Genomic DNA, 16509 nt, shown 5'->3' with positions numbered 1-16509 from the left:
CCACCTCTTCCCATTCCGAACAGAGAAGTTAAGCCCCGTCACGCCGATGGTACTGCGTCAGAGTGGGAGAGTAGGCAGCTGCCTTCTTGAGGAGTCTTCCTTGAACAGGAAAGACTCCTCTTTTTTTTATAATTAACTCTTGAAAACTTTATCAAGTCATTTGATTTATGTAATTTTGCATTTGATTTAAAAAGGTTTAAATGACAAATGATTTAATGAAGCCAGATTATATCTTTGAAACAGCATGGGAAGTCTGTAATAAGGTTGGTGGCGTGTATACAGTCTTATCTACTCGTGCAAAAACATTGCAAAGCTTTTTGAAAGATAAGATATTTTTTTTAGGGCCTGACATTTGGCAGCATAAGGATAACCCTAACTTTATTGAAGACACGGATTTATTTGTCGCATGGAGGAATCATGCAACAGATGTTGATGGATTAAATATTCGAATCGGACGATGGAATGTTCCGGGGAAACCTATTGCTATACTTGTTGATTCTCATTCTATTTTTTCTCAAAAAGACAATTTATATGGAATGATGTGGGAAAAATTTCACGTTGATTCCTTACATGCATACGGTGATTATGATGAATGCTGTATGTTTGCTGTTTGTGCGGCAAAAGTTGCAGAGAGTTTCTATCATTTTAATAATTTGTCAAAATCGAATGTAATCTTTCATGCGAATGAATGGCAAACTGCTATGGCAGCTCTTTATATTCAAAATCGGGTTCCTGAGATAGCTACAGTTTTTACTACGCATGCTACAACTATAGGGCGTTCTATAGCTTTCAATAATAAGGATTTATATAAGTATATGGATCGATATGATGGTGATCAGATGGCCGGCGAATTGAATGTTCAGGCTAAGCATTCGGTAGAGAAACGGGCTGCTCAGTGTGTAGATTGCTTTACTACGGTGAGTGATATTACAGCAGCAGAATGTAGTCAATTGCTTGATAAATCTGTTGATGAAGTTCTGATGAATGGTTTTGATAATAGTTTTGTTCCGGATACTAAAGATTTTGCGTCAAAGAGGAAGATTGCTCGTAAAACTATACTGAATGTGGCGAATAAACTGATGGGTGCGAATATGGATGATAATACATTGATTTATGCTATCAGCGGACGTTATGAATTCCGGAATAAAGGCATTGATGTCTTTTTGGAAGCATTAAATCAATTGACTTCGGATTCGAACTTGAAGAAGAATGTATTAGGCTTGATAACTGTTCCTGCATGGGTAGGCAATGTTCGCGGGGATTTAAAGGAACGTTTGAATGAGAATAAATCTTATAATACTCCATTGGAATATCCTTATATCACTCATTGGTTGAATAATGCGGATAGTGATCAGATTTCATCTATGCTGAATAAATATGGAATGTCGAATGGAAATTCTTCAAAAGTGAAAATCATGTTTGTTCCTTGTTATTTAGATGGGAACGATGGCATCATTAATATACCTTACTATGATGTTGTTATAGGAAATGACTTGACAGCTTATCCGTCTTATTATGAACCTTGGGGATATACACCGCTTGAGAGTATCGCGTTCCATGTTCCAACTATTACTACCGATCTTTCCGGATTTGGACGTTGGGTGAATAAAGAATTGGGTAAAGAAGGAGAGCTTACTGACGGTGTGAAGGTCATTCATCGTACGGATGATAATTTTAATAATGTTGTCGGTCAGATAGAAAAAGTAATGGTTGAATTCTCAAACTTGACTGATAAAGAAATTGAACAAGTTCGGAGAAATGCTTATGTTTTATCGAAAAGAGCGCTTTGGAATAACTTTATTCAATATTATTATAAGGCTTATGACATTGCATTTCGTAATGCTCGAAAGCGATTAATGGATAAAAAATCGAATTTGAAATTATTATATTGTTACAAATATGAAAATCAAAATTAGTAATGCAAATGCTCCTGCTTGGCAGCCGATGGTTGTGAAGTCTCATATACCTGAGAAGCTTAAAAAACTGGAGGAGATGTCTCGCAATATTTGGTGGGCTTGGAATTATGAAGCTACTGAGTTGTTCAAAGATCTTGATCCTGAGCTTTGGAAAGAGTCTGATCGTAATCCTGTTGTCTTATTGGAACGTCTGAGTTATGAGAAACTGCAGAACTTGGCCAATGATAAGGCTATTTTGAAACGCATGAATGATGTTTATGTAAAGTTTAGAGCATACATGGATGTGAAGCCTAACACGAATCGTCCTTCGGTAGCTTACTTCTGTATGGAATATGGATTGACAAATGTATTGAAAATATATTCCGGAGGATTGGGAATACTTGCCGGTGATTATATGAAAGAAGCTTCGGATAGTAATGTTGATATGTGTGGTATAGGATTCCTTTACAGGTATGGTTACTTTACACAGACTCTTTCTATGGCAGGGCAGCAGGTGGCTAATTATGAAGCTCAGGACTTCGGAAGTTTGCCTATTGAGCGTGTCATGGATGAAAATGGTCAGCCGATGGTTTTGGATGTCCCTTATATGGATTACTTCGTTCATGCCAATATTTGGAAAGTAAATATTGGGCGTGTTTCATTATATTTGATGGATACGGATAACGACTTAAACAGCGAGTACGATCGTCCAATCACTTACCAGCTTTACGGTGGCGACTGGGAAAACCGTTTGAAGCAGGAAATCCTTTTGGGTATTGGTGGCGTACTGCTACTCAAGAGGTTAGGTATCAAGAAGGATATTTATCACTGTAATGAGGGGCATGCTGCTCTTTGCAATGTAGAGCGTCTCTGTGAATACGTTGAGGATGGTTTAACATTTGAAGAAGCGATGGAAGTTGTTCGTTCTTCTTCACTTTATACTGTTCATACTCCTGTTCCTGCCGGTCACGATTACTTTGATGAAGGTCTATTTGGTAAGTATATGGGAGGTTATCCTCGGCGTATGGGTATTGGATGGCAAGATTTGATGGATCTTGGTCGTACTAATCCGGGTGATTCTAACGAACGATTCTGTATGTCTACATTTGCTTGCAATACATGTCAGGAGGTTAATGGCGTTAGCTGGCTGCATGGAAAGGTGAGTCAGAAAATGTTTTCAGGTATATGGAAAGGATATTTCCCGGAAGAGAGTCATGTTGGTTATGTAACGAATGGTGTGCACTTTGGAACATGGAGTGCTACAGAATGGAAAAAGCTTTATGAAAAGCACTTTGATCCTTCTTTCTTGACTGATGAATCGAATGAAAAGATTTGGGAAGCTATTTATGAAGTTCCTGATGAGGAGATTTGGAAAACTCGTTGTGTGTTGAAACAGAAATTGGTTGATTATATCCGTAAGCAGTTCAGAGAGAGTTGGTTGAAAAATCAGGGGGATCCGTCGCGTATCGTCTCTTTATTGGATAAGATTAATCCAAATGCTTTGTTAATAGGCTTTGCCCGGCGTTTTGCTACTTATAAGCGTGCGCATTTGTTGTTCACAGATTTAGACCGTCTGGCAAAGATTGTTAATAATCCCGAACATCCTGTTCAGTTTTTATTTGCCGGTAAAGCGCACCCGCACGATGATGCAGGTCAAGGATTAATTAAACAGATTGTTGAGATTTCCCGTCGTCCGGAATTCTTAGGTAAGATTATTTTTCTCGAGAATTATGATATGCGGTTGGCCCGTTGTTTGGTATCCGGTGTTGATATCTGGATGAATACACCTACTCGTCCGTTAGAGGCTTCAGGTACATCAGGCGAAAAAGCGTTAATGAATGGTGTTGTTAATCTTTCTGTACTTGATGGTTGGTGGTATGAAGGCTATCGTGAAGGAGCCGGTTGGGCATTGACCGATAAGCGTACTTATCAAAATCAGGCGCATCAGGATCAATTAGATGCTGCGACTATCTACAGTTTGCTTGAACACGAGATTGTTCCTTTATATTATAACAGGAATGAGAAAGGTTACTCGGAAGGATGGGCAAAGACTATTAAGAATTCTATTGCCCAAGTTGCTCCGCACTATACGATGAAGCGGCAATTGGACGATTATTATGAGAAGTTCTACATAAAAGAGGCAAAACGTAATCATGAACTGGTTGCCAATAATTTTGCGAAGGCAAAAGAATTGGCTGCATGGAAGCTGAAGGTTGCTTCTGTTTGGGATCAGATTCAGGTTGTGTCTATGGAGAAGACAGAATCGCTGGTTAATGGAACAATGATTACAGGAAAGGATTATGAAGCCACTATCATTGTAGATGAGAAAGGTTTGGACGATGCCATCGGTATTGAATTGATAACGACTCATTTGTTACACGATGGAACAGAAAGCTTGTATTCGGTTGAGCCTATGGATGTTGTAAAGCGTGATGGTAACTTATTTACGTTTAAAGGTCAGATTAATATGTCTAATTCAGGCAGCTTTAAGATGGCGTTCCGTATGTTCCCTAAAAATGCAGATTTACCACATCGTCAGGATTTCTGCTACGTTCGTTGGTTTAATTAATTTAAGTAGAACTTTAAATAAAATAAGTAGGAGGGTGAACCATTTAGTTGGTTTACCCTCTTTTTATGGTCTGAATGTTTAGGTTATCAGATGAGTGTCTGTGTTTGCCAAGAAATAAAGTAAAATGATGCTGATGACTTGTTGTTTTGATGCGTATGAGAAAGACAAGTCATCAGCATCATTTTACTTTTTCTTGATTATAAAAATGTTTAGGTAAAAAGAAAGGGCGGTAAACTGCCGCCCTTCACATGAAAAGTATATATTGTTATTGGAATAATTCTCCCAAACGTTTTGTCAATGCATCACCACGCAAATCGCGCTCAACAATAATTCCTTGTTGATCGATAAGTACAGTTGCCGGGATTGCATTTATACCGTAAGCTTTTGCTCCGGCACTTTCCCAATATTTTAAATCCGACATTTGAGGCCAGGTAATACCCAAGTCTTTGATGCCTTTTTTCCAAGCATCGCCATCTTTATCCAATGAAATTCCTACAATGCCGAAGCCTTTAGGCGCAAATTGTTTGTATGCTGCAATCACATTCGGCATCTCCTGTCGGCATGGACCGCACCAGCTTGCCCAGAAATCTACCAGTGTATATTTGTTCTTAGTCACATAAGTAGAAAGACTGATATCGTTTCCGTCAGGATCTTTCATGGATATATCTGTATATTTCTGCCCAACGGCTGTTTTGTTCATCAATGTAACGTGCTCCTGCATTTTCTGAATAGTCGGAGTGTTGGCATATTGAGCAGGAATTTTCTCAAGTAAAGACTTAATTTGATTCAATTCAAAGGCAGAAACGTATCTTTGGAAGATTAAATAGCCTACAGGATTCTCGATATTCTTATTAATAGTCTGATAAACCATATCATAGATAAGGCTATCTTTTTGATTGGTAATATTATCCAACGAGTCGCGTTGAGCATCAGTCAGCGTAGAATCGTTTTTATAATTCATATAAAAATCGTTCAATTCCTTTGACATCGAAGAGAATTTGTCCTTGAATTCCTGATAGATATCGTTGTTGGTTGTTCTGGAAGCTTTACTTTCCTCACCTAAAAAGGCAGTGATATTACCGTTTTCAACAAACAATTCGTCGAAGAAGTGTTTATCGCCTTTTACATAGGTGATATAACGAGATACGGCAGTATCTTGACGGCCGGTGAAAATAAACTTCCCGTTTGTAACGATAGCAGAATCAAGTTTAATTAAGTTTCCGCCATCCAACTGCTGAAGATAGACGGTATCGCCATCGGCAATGCCTTCAGCACTACCATTAATTTTATAGCTTGGAGTGTTGTTGCAAGCAGCGAAAGCAAATGTGCTTAGTACTGCCATAGTGTAAACTAACTTTTTCATTTTACTTTAATTGATTTATAAAAGAAGAGGATACCTGAGACGGTGTCCTCTTTATATCTTACTAATAAGTATAGAATTAAATGATATACTGGTCGGAAATGGATTCGTTGTTCATGACACGACGAATGGTTTCAGCGAACAAGTCGGCAATGGAAAGCTGTTTTACTTTCGGACATTTGGATACATCGAAAGGAATACTGTCTGTGAATACCATTTCTTCGAGTTCAGACTTCATGACACGTTCGCAGGCCGGACCAGACATCACTGCGTGTGAAGCAATAGCACGGACAGACAATGCGCCGGCGTTTTTCATAACGTCGGCAGCCATGGTAATTGTTCCGGCTGTATCAACCATATCATCCATTAAAATAACATTTTTTCCCTTTACATCGCCGATAATCTGAATTGCGGCAACAACATTAGCTTTTTCACGAGTCTTGTTACAGAGTACCAAGGGAACACCTAAATACTTCGAATAAGTGCTTGCACGTTTGGAGCCACCAACGTCGGGTGTCGCGATAACCATATTCTCCAATTTCAACGACTGGATATAGGGCGCAAAGATTGCCGATGCATATAAATGATCAACAGGAATATTGAAGAAACCCTGAATCTGGTCTGCATGTAAGTCCATAGTTATCAAGCGGTCGATACCGGCAACACTCAGTAAATCAGCAACTAATTTTGCTCCGATAGATACGCGTGGTTTATCTTTACGATCTTGGCGAGCCCAGCCAAAGTAAGGGATGACAGCGACGATGCTCTTTGCCGATGCACGTTTAGCGGCATCAATCATGAGCAGCAATTCCATCAGATTGTCTGAATTAGGGAATGTAGATTGAACCAAGAATACATCACATCCGCGGATAGATTCTTCGAAAGAAACAACGAACTCACCATCGGCAAAATGTATGATGTTTAGATTACCAAGTTCACAGCCAAGACTTTTACAAATCTTTTCAGCAAGGTATCTCGATTTAGTACCCGAGAAAACTTTAAAAGGACTTTTTGAATTCATAATATTGCAATAGATATTATCTTAGTTTGAATGTTTTGCAAAGGTAAGACTATTCTTATAATTAGGGAAACGAATGAATGAAATATTTTCGTGAATTTATAAATAGGAAAAGTTCCCCTTTTCAAACATCTGTTTTTGCAAAGTGTTTTTGTAGCATTTATTTCAGTTTTTATCATTACATTTGTAGGTTAAACGAAAGAATATGTCTAATTATTTAGAAGAACTGAACGATAACCAGCGTGAGGCTGTACTTTATAATGACGGCCCCTCACTGGTTGTTGCCGGTGCCGGTTCGGGGAAGACGCGTGTTCTCACCTATAAAATAGCTTATTTACTTGAACAGGGAATGGAGCCGTGGTCTGTTCTGGCATTGACCTTTACTAACAAAGCGGCTCGTGAGATGAAAGCCCGAATAGAAAAGCAGGTGGGAGAACGGGCAAAATATTTGTGGATGGGTACGTTTCATTCTATTTTCTCTCGTATTCTCCGTCGAGAAGCCGAAGTAATTGGCTTTTCATCTAATTTTACCATATATGACGCGGCAGATTCCAAGAGTATGATAAAAACGATTATTAAGGATATGCAGCTTGATGATAAAACATATAAGCCGGGAATTATTCAGAATCGAATATCACTATCTAAGAATTATTTGATTCTCCCTGCCGATTATAGCAAAGATGTGGAAGCCCTGCAGGATGACGCGAATCATAGAATGCCTTTGGTAAGTGAAATTTATCGCCAATATGTAGATCGCTGTAAAAACAGCAATGCCATGGACTTCGATGATTTGTTGGTATATACGTATGTTTTGTTCCGCGACCATGAAGATATCCGGCGTAAATATGCTGATCAGTTTAAATATGTATTAGTTGATGAGTATCAGGATACCAATTATGCCCAGCACTCCATTGTTCTTCAGCTTACGAAGGATAACCAACGAGTTTGTGTAGTTGGCGATGATGCTCAGAGCATTTATTCTTTTCGTGGGGCGAATATTGATAATATCTTGAAATTTACTAAATTATATAAGAATGCGAAGCTTTTTAAATTGGAGCGTAACTACCGTTCTACACAAGAAATTGTAAATGCGGCTAATAGTTTGATAGCTAAGAATACAGACCAGATTAGGAAAGATGTGTATTCAAAGAAGGAGATAGGCGATCCGCTTCAGGTTTTTTCGGCATATAGTGATGTTGAAGAGGGAGCTATTGTGGTGAAACAGATCAATCATTTGCATTGTCGGGAGAATTGTAGTTATAGCGATATCGCCATTCTTTATCGTACGAATGCGCAGAGTCGTATTTTTGAGGAATCACTTCGAAAACAAAACATACCTTATAAAATATATGGCGGACTCTCGTTTTATCAACGTAAAGAGATTAAGGATGTTATATCCTATTTCCGATTAGCGGTGAATCCAAACGATGAGGAAGCATTCAAGCGTATTATTAATTATCCTACTCGTGGTATTGGTGATATTACACTGAATAAAATTTCTGTGGCTGCGTTGGAGAATAATGTGAGTCTTTGGACTATTTTGACCGATTTTGCAAATAACGGATTGGATATTAGTAAGGGAACTCTGAATAAATTGAATGGATTCCGTACGTTGATGGAGGAATTTCAAAAGCAAGCAATGGAAGTAGATGCTTATCAGGTGGGCATGAACATTGTGAAAGAATCCGGTGTTATTAATGATATCTACCAAAGTACAGATCCTGAAGATCTTAGTCGGCAGGAGAATTTGGAAGAGTTAATGAACGGTTTGAAAGATTTCGTTGATGGCAGACAAGAGGAAGGGAATGAGCACGTTTTGCTATCCGATTATTTGGCTGAGATATCTTTGCTCACTGATCAGGATAATGATAAGGATGAGAATGCCGATAAAGTGACATTGATGACCATTCATTCGGCAAAAGGGTTGGAATTTAGAAATGTATTCATTGTTGGATTGGAAGAAAATCTCTTCCCAAGTCCGATGTCACTCAATTCCGAACGTCAGTTGGAGGAAGAGCGTCGGTTGTTTTATGTGGCTATTACACGGGCCGAAGAACATTGTTTCCTTTCGTTTGCAAAGATGCGTTATAAATACGGACAGACAGAGTTTAGTAGTCCGAGCCGGTTTCTACGAGACATAGACAGTCGGTATTTGAATATGTCTCAGGATAGGGAAGAAGGGGTAGATACAGACCATGATGAGGAGCATTCGCGATTATCATTCCGTTCGACTAATTTACACCGTAAGCCTTTATTTGCTCAAACGAATAAACCGACCGCGCCAAACTCAACCGTTTCAAAATCTATTGTAAGTTCTGAAAGACACTTTAAAAAGATGAGTGTGGCAACCTCTGGTTCAACGGTTGGAAATCATGCCCCTGTCGGGCTTGATATTGGACAGGTTATTGAGCATGAACGTTTTGGAATAGGTGATGTAATCAATATAGAAGGTAGTGGTGATCAGTGTAAAGCGACAGTTAAATTTCGTAATGCAGGAACAAAGCAGTTGCTTTTGAAGTTTGCTCGATTTAAAGTGATAGAATAAAGTTATAATATGTTAGATATAAATAAAGTACCATCTCCTTGTTATGTGATGGAGGAGAGGTTGCTCCGTAAGAACCTGAGTTTGATAAAACATGTGGCTGATACAGCAGGTGTAGAGATAATTCTTGCATTTAAAGCATTTGCTATGTGGAAATCGTTCTCTATCTTTCGCGAGTACATTCATCATACTACAGCCAGTTCGAGGTATGAAGCGCGTCTGGCGTTTGAAGAGTTTGGCAGTAAGGCTCATACTTATTCTCCGGCATATACAGAAGAAGACTTTCCTGAAATTATGCGTTGCAGTGGATATATTACATTTAACTCGTTTAGTCAATTCAATCGTTTTTATCCTATGGTAAAAGCGAGTAATGAAAAGATTTCCTGTGGCATTCGGGTTAATCCGGAATATTCGGAGGTGAAGGTGGAATTATATAATCCTTGTGCACCCGGTTCCCGTTTTGGGATTACGTCAGATCTGTTGCCTGACGAATTGCCTGAAGGTATTGAAGGATTTCATTGTCATTGTTTATGTGAGAGCGATGCGTATGAGTTCGGACGTACACTTCAGCACTTTGAAGATCGATTCGGGCACTGGATGAATCAACTGAAATGGGTGAACTTCGGAGGAGGTCATCTCATGACTCGAAAAGGTTATGATGTGAATCACTTAATTAATTTGTTGAAGGAGTTCAAGTCTCGTTATCCTAACTTAAAAGTGATACTTGAGCCGGGGTCGGCCTTTGCATGGCAGGTAGGTCCATTGGTATCTTCTGTAGTAGACATAATTGAAAATCATGGTATTAGGACAGCGATATTAAATGTTAGCTTTACTTGTCACATGCCTGATTGTTTGGAGATGCCATATCAGCCAACAGTACGTGGGGCAGAGACATTGTCGTTTGATGCAGTGAAAAGTGCCAAACAAGAGGACCATATCTATCGGCTGGGGGGTAATAGTTGTTTAAGCGGAGACTATATGGGGAGTTGGAAATTCGATCATGAGTTACGGATAGGAGAACGAATTGTATTGGAGGATATGATTCATTATACAATGGTAAAAACAAATATGTTTAATGGTATACAACATCCGTCAATTGCTATTTGGCATTCTGATGATACGTTGGAAATATATAGAGATTTCCATTATGAGGACTATAAGAATCGGATGTCATAAAATCCTTTTTGTTCTAATGAAAAAATAAATAAAATGTTTGCTTGTTAGGAAAACAAGCACTACCTTTGCAACCGCAATCAAAAATTAAGGAGTTAATAGTTGTTTTGGTTGTCGTTTGCGGAAATAGCTCAGTTGGTAGAGCACGACCTTGCCAAGGTCGGGGTCGCGAGTTCGAGTCTCGTTTTCCGCTCGATTTATTGAATGGAGGAATGGCGGAATTGGTAGACGCGCTACTTTGAGGGGGTAGTGACAGTTTTGTCGTGTGAGTTCGAGTCTCATTTCCTTCACACACCGCGGAAATAGCTCAGTTGGTAGAGCACGACCTTGCCAAGGTCGGGGTCGCGAGTTCGAGTCTCGTTTTCCGCTCAGCAAGCCCAGGTGGCGGAATGGTAGACGCGCACGTTTCAGGTGCGTGTGTCGAGAGGCATGCAGGTTCGAGTCCTGTTCTGGGCACTAAAAAATGACCGCGGAAATAGCTCAGTTGGTAGAGCACGACCTTGCCAAGGTCGGGGTCGCGAGTTCGAGTCTCGTTTTCCGCTCGTAAAAGAGGAGTTTGAGCGTTCAGGCTTCTCTTTCTTTCTTTCTTTTCACAGTTTATTTATGGACATACGAAAAGCTCAAAAGTTGTTTGCCATCCGGAAAAATGTAGGAATGTTTATTGGATTAGGCTTTATACTCACAGCACTTATTTGTTTGCTGGGACTGACTTTCTATCCGCTCGATTTGAAGAATGCTCTTTTTGTTGGTATTCTTATCCTATTAGGTTTGGATAGTATTATTTCTACTGTTCGTCTTCAATTGGGACTTTATGTTCACGAGGCCAACAGATGGACGGTATGGAGTGTGCGCTTTCTGCTGGTTGTATCTGTTTTGGTGTTTTTCCTTATCTTTATTGTCGGCTATATGGTGCTTTTTCTGCACCGTCCTGTTTTTATTTAATTTTTTTATCCTTTGTTAGGAAAGTTGTAATACCTTTCGTATCTTTGTATTTGCAAAGGTTCAATATCCATCGCTTTTGATGGACATGATTAAATGGGAATCAGGTGAAAGACCTGAACAGTTCCCGCTGCTGTAAGTTCCATCTCTCTTGAGATAAGGGTAGCCAATCTTGCCACTGGTGTTAAACTGGGAAGGCGGGCTATCAGGAATAAGTCAGAAGACCTGCCTGTGCGTTTAGGATTGCGGTCTGCGGGTTATGGACTCTTATCTGTCTGACATTTCTTTAAGTCAAGGAAATATCTCGCCGGTGTAATCCTTTTGTATTTGAATACTAATTTAATAGATACAAGTATGAAAAGGATTTTTGGTCTTTTGATGGTTGTAATGACCATTTTTACCGTAACCTCATGTTACGATGACGATGATTTGTGGAATTCCGTAAATGCGCTCGATGGTCGTGTCACTAATTTGGAATCTCAGGTACAAACTGTAAATTCAGGTATTGCTACGATTACTTCTGTTATCTCTAACATCCGTCAGAGTACGATGATTTCCAGCTATACGCAGACTGCTGACGGTTATACGCTGACTTTCTCCGATGGCAAATCTATTTCCCTGAAGAATGGAACAAACGGGAAAGATGCTCCGATAATTGGAGTAAAAGCTGATACGGATGGTGTATATTATTGGACAATCACTACGAATAAAGAAACTACTTTACTCACCGACGCAGAAGGAAATAAATTGGCTGTTTCCGGAGTTACCCCTTTAATGGGAATTGACTCCGAAGGTTATTGGACGGTTGATTTGGGAAAAGGGGTTGCTCGTATCCTCAATGCCAAAGGTAAAGCTGTTAAAGCTACCGGTGAGCCGGGTGATAGTTTCTTTAAATCGGTTGTTGAAAACGAAGATATGGTTGTTCTGACATTGTCCGACGGCTCTGTTATCAATCTTCCCAAAGTTTTTGCTTATGGGCTAACGGTTGTTGATTTTGATGGTGGTTTCAAAGCCGGTGAGACAAAATCATTTGCATACACACTGAAGAATGCAGATGATTGCATGGTTTACAGTTTTCCAGATGGTTGGAATGCAAATGTAAAAGAAGGAAAGTTAAATGTTACCGCTCCTGCTTCTGCTGGATCCAATGGTTATATTAAGCTGATAGTTGCTGATGTTAATGGAAATCTGAAGATGTCTAAACTTGCTGTTTATATTTATAAGGGTGTGAAGACGGTAGATTTTGAAGGTGACTACTGGAATGCGCTGATTCCAACTCTCGATTATAACGATCCATTAATTTATGGTAAAGGTTATGGTAGTAGCGTAGACTATAAGTGGAGCGATGCTGCAACTTCTCTTTCTCATGAGTTCCCTTCTGTATGGGGTAATAAGAATTATATGGGCGCAGGTATTGCTATATCCAATAAAGTATTGACCGACTTGACTCAAGGGAATTATAATCATGAGTTAGCTGTTCCTGTTACCGGTGGTCATGGCGGATCAAAGAACTTTGCTGTTCATCATGGTAACAGCGATGGTATGAACGGAATAAATGAGACCAGTTTGCCGAATGTTTATTTCAGCGATGGAACAGAAAAGGTGATTGACAATATGTATGTTTGCCCAACAACTTATTTGTTAAATTGCGTTTCTGCGGATGGTGCCTATACAAAGGCACTGACTGCTGAGGACACATTGTATCTCACAGCTACGGGATACGACGCTTCCGGTAGTAAAACCGGCGAAGTTACTTTCTACATAGCTAAAGACGGTAAGTTTGTGAAAGATTGGACGAAATGGAATCTGGCTCCTTTGGGTAAAGTTAGCCGTGTTTACTTTAATGTGGACGGAAGTGCTAAAACTTATAATACTTACGGCTTTAGTCAACCGGCATATTTTGCTTTCGATGATGTAGCTGTTCGTTATTAACATTCCCAATAATTAATTATATAGATTTGATAGCTTGCGGTGTAGACTTTATGTCTGCGTCGCAAGTTTTTTATCTGTTTCTTTCATTCTATACCGATTTAGCCGTACTTTTGCATTGGTTTTAATGGAAGATATTATGCACAAGATCATTGAAATAGAAAACGGCGTTACACGTCATCCTAATCACCGAATGGTGAATCCCATCGATTTTACGATGTGCGATGGTGAACAGATAGCTGTTGTGGGCGCGAATGGTGCCGGCAAGACTATGTTTGTTGAAACTATTACGGGTAAATGGCCTTTATTGTATGCGAACAAAGTAAAATATGATTTTTCTCCTTCAGCCTCACCGTTAATTTCCGATAATTTGAAATATATAGCTTTCCGCGATGCCTATGGCGATGCTGATGTGAACTATTATTACCAGCAGCGTTGGAATTCGCAAGATTTGGAAGATGTGCCTCTCGTCCGTGATCGACTCCCGGAAGCTACCGACCTTGAATTTAAAAAAGAGATATTTAATCTTTTTCAAATGGATGAGATGCTTGATAAGCCTATCGTCTTACTTTCCAGTGGTGAACTCAGGAAGTTTCAGCTGACTAAAATGCTTTTGAACCATCCGCGGGTACTTATTATGGATAATCCGTTTATCGGACTGGACGCTCCGACGCGTAATCAACTCAAGGAACTGATAAATAAGCTGATACATCATTCAAATTTGCAAGTCATTCTGGTTCTTTCGAAGACGGATGATATTCCTTTGTTCATTACACATGTTGTTAGTATTCATGACCGCTTTATGGAAGAGAAGATGCCTGTTGATGAGTATTTGAAACAACGACGGCTTATTCCTGCACATGTTCTTTCGAAGAAGAAGATACAGATGATTTTGGACTTGCCATACGCTGCTAATCTTTATCATACTGAACATATAGTTGATTTGAATAAGGTGAGTATTCGTTATGGAGAGCGGACTATATTGAAAGAATTAAATTGGACAGTGAAATGTGGAGAGAAATGGGCATTGAGAGGAGAAAACGGTTCGGGAAAATCTACATTACTGAGTTTGGTGTGTGCCGATAATCCGCAGAGCTACGCTTGCGATATTACGCTTTTCGACCGTAAAAGAGGTACCGGAGAAAGTATTTGGGAGATAAAGAAACATATTGGATATGTTAGTCCGGAAATGTATCGTGCTTATCTAAAGAGTTTGCCTACTGTTGATATTGTCGCCAGCGGATTACACGATTCGGTCGGATTATACAAAAAGACTCTTCCCGAGGAGAAAGCTATTTGTGAGTGGTGGATGGATATTTTTGGAATAGGCGATTTGGCCGATCGCAATTATTTGGATCTTTCGAGTGGTGAGCAACGACTTGCGCTGTTGGCTCGTGCATTTGTAAAAGATCCTGAGTTATTAATTCTTGATGAACCCCTTCACGGCCTTGATCTTGTTAATTGTCGGCTTGTTAAAGATATTATCGAAGCATTCTGTCGTCGAAAGGATAAGAGTATGATTATGGTTACCCATTACGATGAAGAACTTCCTTCGTGTATTGACCACACGATATTCTTAAAAAAGAATGTATGATTAGTTGGTGGGTATTATTATAATTTGTATATTCGCTGCATTAAAAATCGAAGTTTAAGTATATGACTCAGTTGAAAGAGATTTTAGCGCCGACTAAGCATCTGGATTGGTGGTTGGAATGGGGATTGTTGTTTTTTGGATGTACGATGATGGCAATCGGTTTTGTCTATTTCATCAATCCTTATAAGATAGTCCCCGGCGGGGTATATGGCGCAAGCATTGTTCTTCATAATATATTTCCAGGTATTCAGGTAGGAACGTTCGGATATATGTTTGATGTACCTTTGATGTGTATTGCCATGATTCTATTGGGTAAAGGATTCGGTAGCCGTACAATCATTGCCGCTCTGACGTGTCCGTTGCTGATGAACTTAATGTCTAAGTTTTCGTATCCGAATCAGGCTGCTTTAGAAGCTTTAGACCCGAAGCTGCTGTTAGGCGGAGTGATGGATTTCTCTAACCACTTAATGCTTACCACTTTAATTGGCGCGTCGGTTATTGGTATTGGTTGTGGTCTGATTGTTCGTGCGAAAGCTACATCGGGTGGAACGGATATCATCGCGATGATTATCCAGAAGTATTTCCACATTAAATTTTCGAAAGCAATCTTTATGTGCGATGCGGTAGTTGTTCTTTCCGGCTTGATTGTCATTGGATTTGGAATAGGCAGCCGCCAGTCTACAGGAGAACCTTCCATTTATCTTTCATTATACTCATTGATAGCAATTTTTGTAAATTCAAGGGTAGTAGCGTATGTCTTGAACGGTTCGAAGGATGATAAGATTATCTTTATTATTACTGAACGGAATTTGCCGGAACTACATCGTTATATTTTAAAAGATATGGATCGTACGGCAACTTCTATTAAGAGTAGCGGACTGTATACCGGGAATGAGAAAGAAATGTTGTTTCTGGTGGTTAGTCACCGTGAGGTCATCTCGATTAACAAGAAGATTAAAGAAGTAGATCCATCGGCTTTTGTTGTTGTGACCGATGCTTACGATACGTATGGAGAGGGGTTTAAACCGCTTCCTTCGATGAATGATATCCAACCGGAATAATTTCGAATTAATAATTAAAACTCAAAGTTGATATCTTTATTCTTTTTTGTTAAGAGGAAGAATGTTGTGGAGTGAAGGATGTGAACGATTGAAAAGTTCGCATCCTTCATTTTTATTTTCTAACTCATCAGAAGTTTTGAACAACTCATGCGTATCATTTACTTAACTCATGCGTATGAGTTGAACGATTCATCCGCATCATTTATTCAACTCATGCGTATGAGTTGAGTGGTTCATGCGTATCATTTAAACAACTCATCTGTATGACTTTCTAAAATGACGCTGTGACCTTATCGGTTGATGGTCGTTTATCCGGATGTTATTGCTTCAACTCTTTAGTATCGGTAAAGTCGGTAAATATAAATCTGTGATGAAAAAGATTAAATATGCTTAGAATTATTTGCATTATGGGAAGTAATTACCCATTTT

General features: G+C 39.4%; 10 protein-coding genes, 5 tRNA genes, 1 rRNA gene and 1 riboswitch. Of the genes, 14 read left to right on the top strand and 2 right to left on the bottom strand.

Annotation, left to right across the window (positions count from 1 at the left end; genetic code table 11):
* From rrf to glgP, 3 genes are all read left to right on the top strand, one after another.
* Window positions 1-87, top strand: a 5S ribosomal RNA gene (rrf, locus tag LO761_RS10735); the annotation flags it as partial.
* Between the two features lie 113 nt (window positions 88-200).
* Window positions 201-1916, top strand: coding sequence for a glycogen/starch synthase (locus LO761_RS10730; RefSeq protein ID WP_272818279.1), 1716 nt, complete (start codon window positions 201-203; stop codon window positions 1914-1916).
* Window positions 1900-4464 (top strand): alpha-glucan family phosphorylase, encoded by a 2565-nt coding sequence (gene glgP / locus LO761_RS10725; RefSeq protein WP_272818278.1) that lies wholly within the window; start codon window positions 1900-1902, stop codon window positions 4462-4464. Before LO761_RS10730 ends, glgP begins: the two co-directional genes overlap by 17 nt.
* 265 nt (window positions 4465-4729) lie before the next feature.
* On the opposite strand, the gene LO761_RS10720 is transcribed toward glgP, so the two are convergent.
* Together LO761_RS10720 and LO761_RS10715 are read right to left on the bottom strand one after the other, a co-directional pair.
* On the bottom strand, window positions 4730-5827 hold the full coding sequence (locus tag LO761_RS10720) for a TlpA disulfide reductase family protein (RefSeq protein WP_272818277.1): 1098 nt from the start codon (window positions 5825-5827) through the stop codon (window positions 4730-4732).
* Window positions 5828-5903: 76 nt separating this feature from the next.
* Window positions 5904-6845, bottom strand: coding sequence for a ribose-phosphate pyrophosphokinase (locus LO761_RS10715; protein ID WP_272818276.1), 942 nt, complete (start codon window positions 6843-6845; stop codon window positions 5904-5906).
* 202 nt (window positions 6846-7047) lie between these two features.
* On the opposite strand from LO761_RS10715, the gene LO761_RS10710 reads away from it, so the two are divergent.
* From LO761_RS10710 to LO761_RS10660, 11 genes are all read left to right on the top strand, one after another.
* A complete protein-coding gene (locus LO761_RS10710; RefSeq protein WP_272818275.1) occupies window positions 7048-9387 on the top strand; it encodes an ATP-dependent helicase in 2340 nt (779 codons plus the stop codon).
* Window positions 9388-9396: 9 nt separating this feature from the next.
* The gene (gene nspC / locus LO761_RS10705) at window positions 9397-10560 is read left to right on the top strand and encodes a carboxynorspermidine decarboxylase (RefSeq protein ID WP_272818274.1); all 1164 of its coding nucleotides are present in this window, start codon (window positions 9397-9399) and stop codon (window positions 10558-10560) included.
* Between the two features lie 117 nt (window positions 10561-10677).
* A tRNA-Gly gene (locus LO761_RS10700) sits at window positions 10678-10750 on the top strand.
* A gap of 13 nt (window positions 10751-10763) precedes the next feature.
* Window positions 10764-10847, top strand: a tRNA-Leu gene (locus tag LO761_RS10695).
* Between the two features lie 6 nt (window positions 10848-10853).
* A tRNA-Gly gene (locus LO761_RS10690) sits at window positions 10854-10926 on the top strand.
* A gap of 6 nt (window positions 10927-10932) precedes the next feature.
* Window positions 10933-11013: transfer RNA gene (locus tag LO761_RS10685), tRNA-Leu, on the top strand.
* Between the two features lie 13 nt (window positions 11014-11026).
* Window positions 11027-11099 (top strand) — tRNA-Gly (locus LO761_RS10680).
* Window positions 11100-11160: 61 nt separating this feature from the next.
* On the top strand, window positions 11161-11499 hold the full coding sequence (locus LO761_RS10675) for a hypothetical protein (protein WP_272818273.1): 339 nt from the start codon (window positions 11161-11163) through the stop codon (window positions 11497-11499).
* 39 nt (window positions 11500-11538) lie between these two features.
* Window positions 11539-11743: riboswitch (cobalamin riboswitch) on the top strand.
* A gap of 107 nt (window positions 11744-11850) precedes the next feature.
* Window positions 11851-13428, top strand: a complete 1578-nt coding sequence (locus tag LO761_RS10670; RefSeq protein ID WP_272818272.1) for a PL29 family lyase N-terminal domain-containing protein — start codon at window positions 11851-11853, stop codon at window positions 13426-13428.
* 136 nt (window positions 13429-13564) lie between these two features.
* Window positions 13565-15019 (top strand): ATP-binding cassette domain-containing protein, encoded by a 1455-nt coding sequence (locus tag LO761_RS10665; protein ID WP_272818271.1) that lies wholly within the window; start codon window positions 13565-13567, stop codon window positions 15017-15019.
* A gap of 62 nt (window positions 15020-15081) precedes the next feature.
* A complete protein-coding gene (locus tag LO761_RS10660) occupies window positions 15082-16080 on the top strand; it encodes a YitT family protein (protein ID WP_272818270.1) in 999 nt (332 codons plus the stop codon).
* Window positions 16081-16509 lie beyond the last annotated feature (429 nt).

The organism is Phocaeicola oris, from assembly GCF_021295095.1.
GTDB classification, from domain to species: Bacteria; Bacteroidota; Bacteroidia; order Bacteroidales; family Bacteroidaceae; genus Phocaeicola; species Phocaeicola oris.
This window is presented reverse-complemented; position numbering and strand designations above follow the sequence as displayed.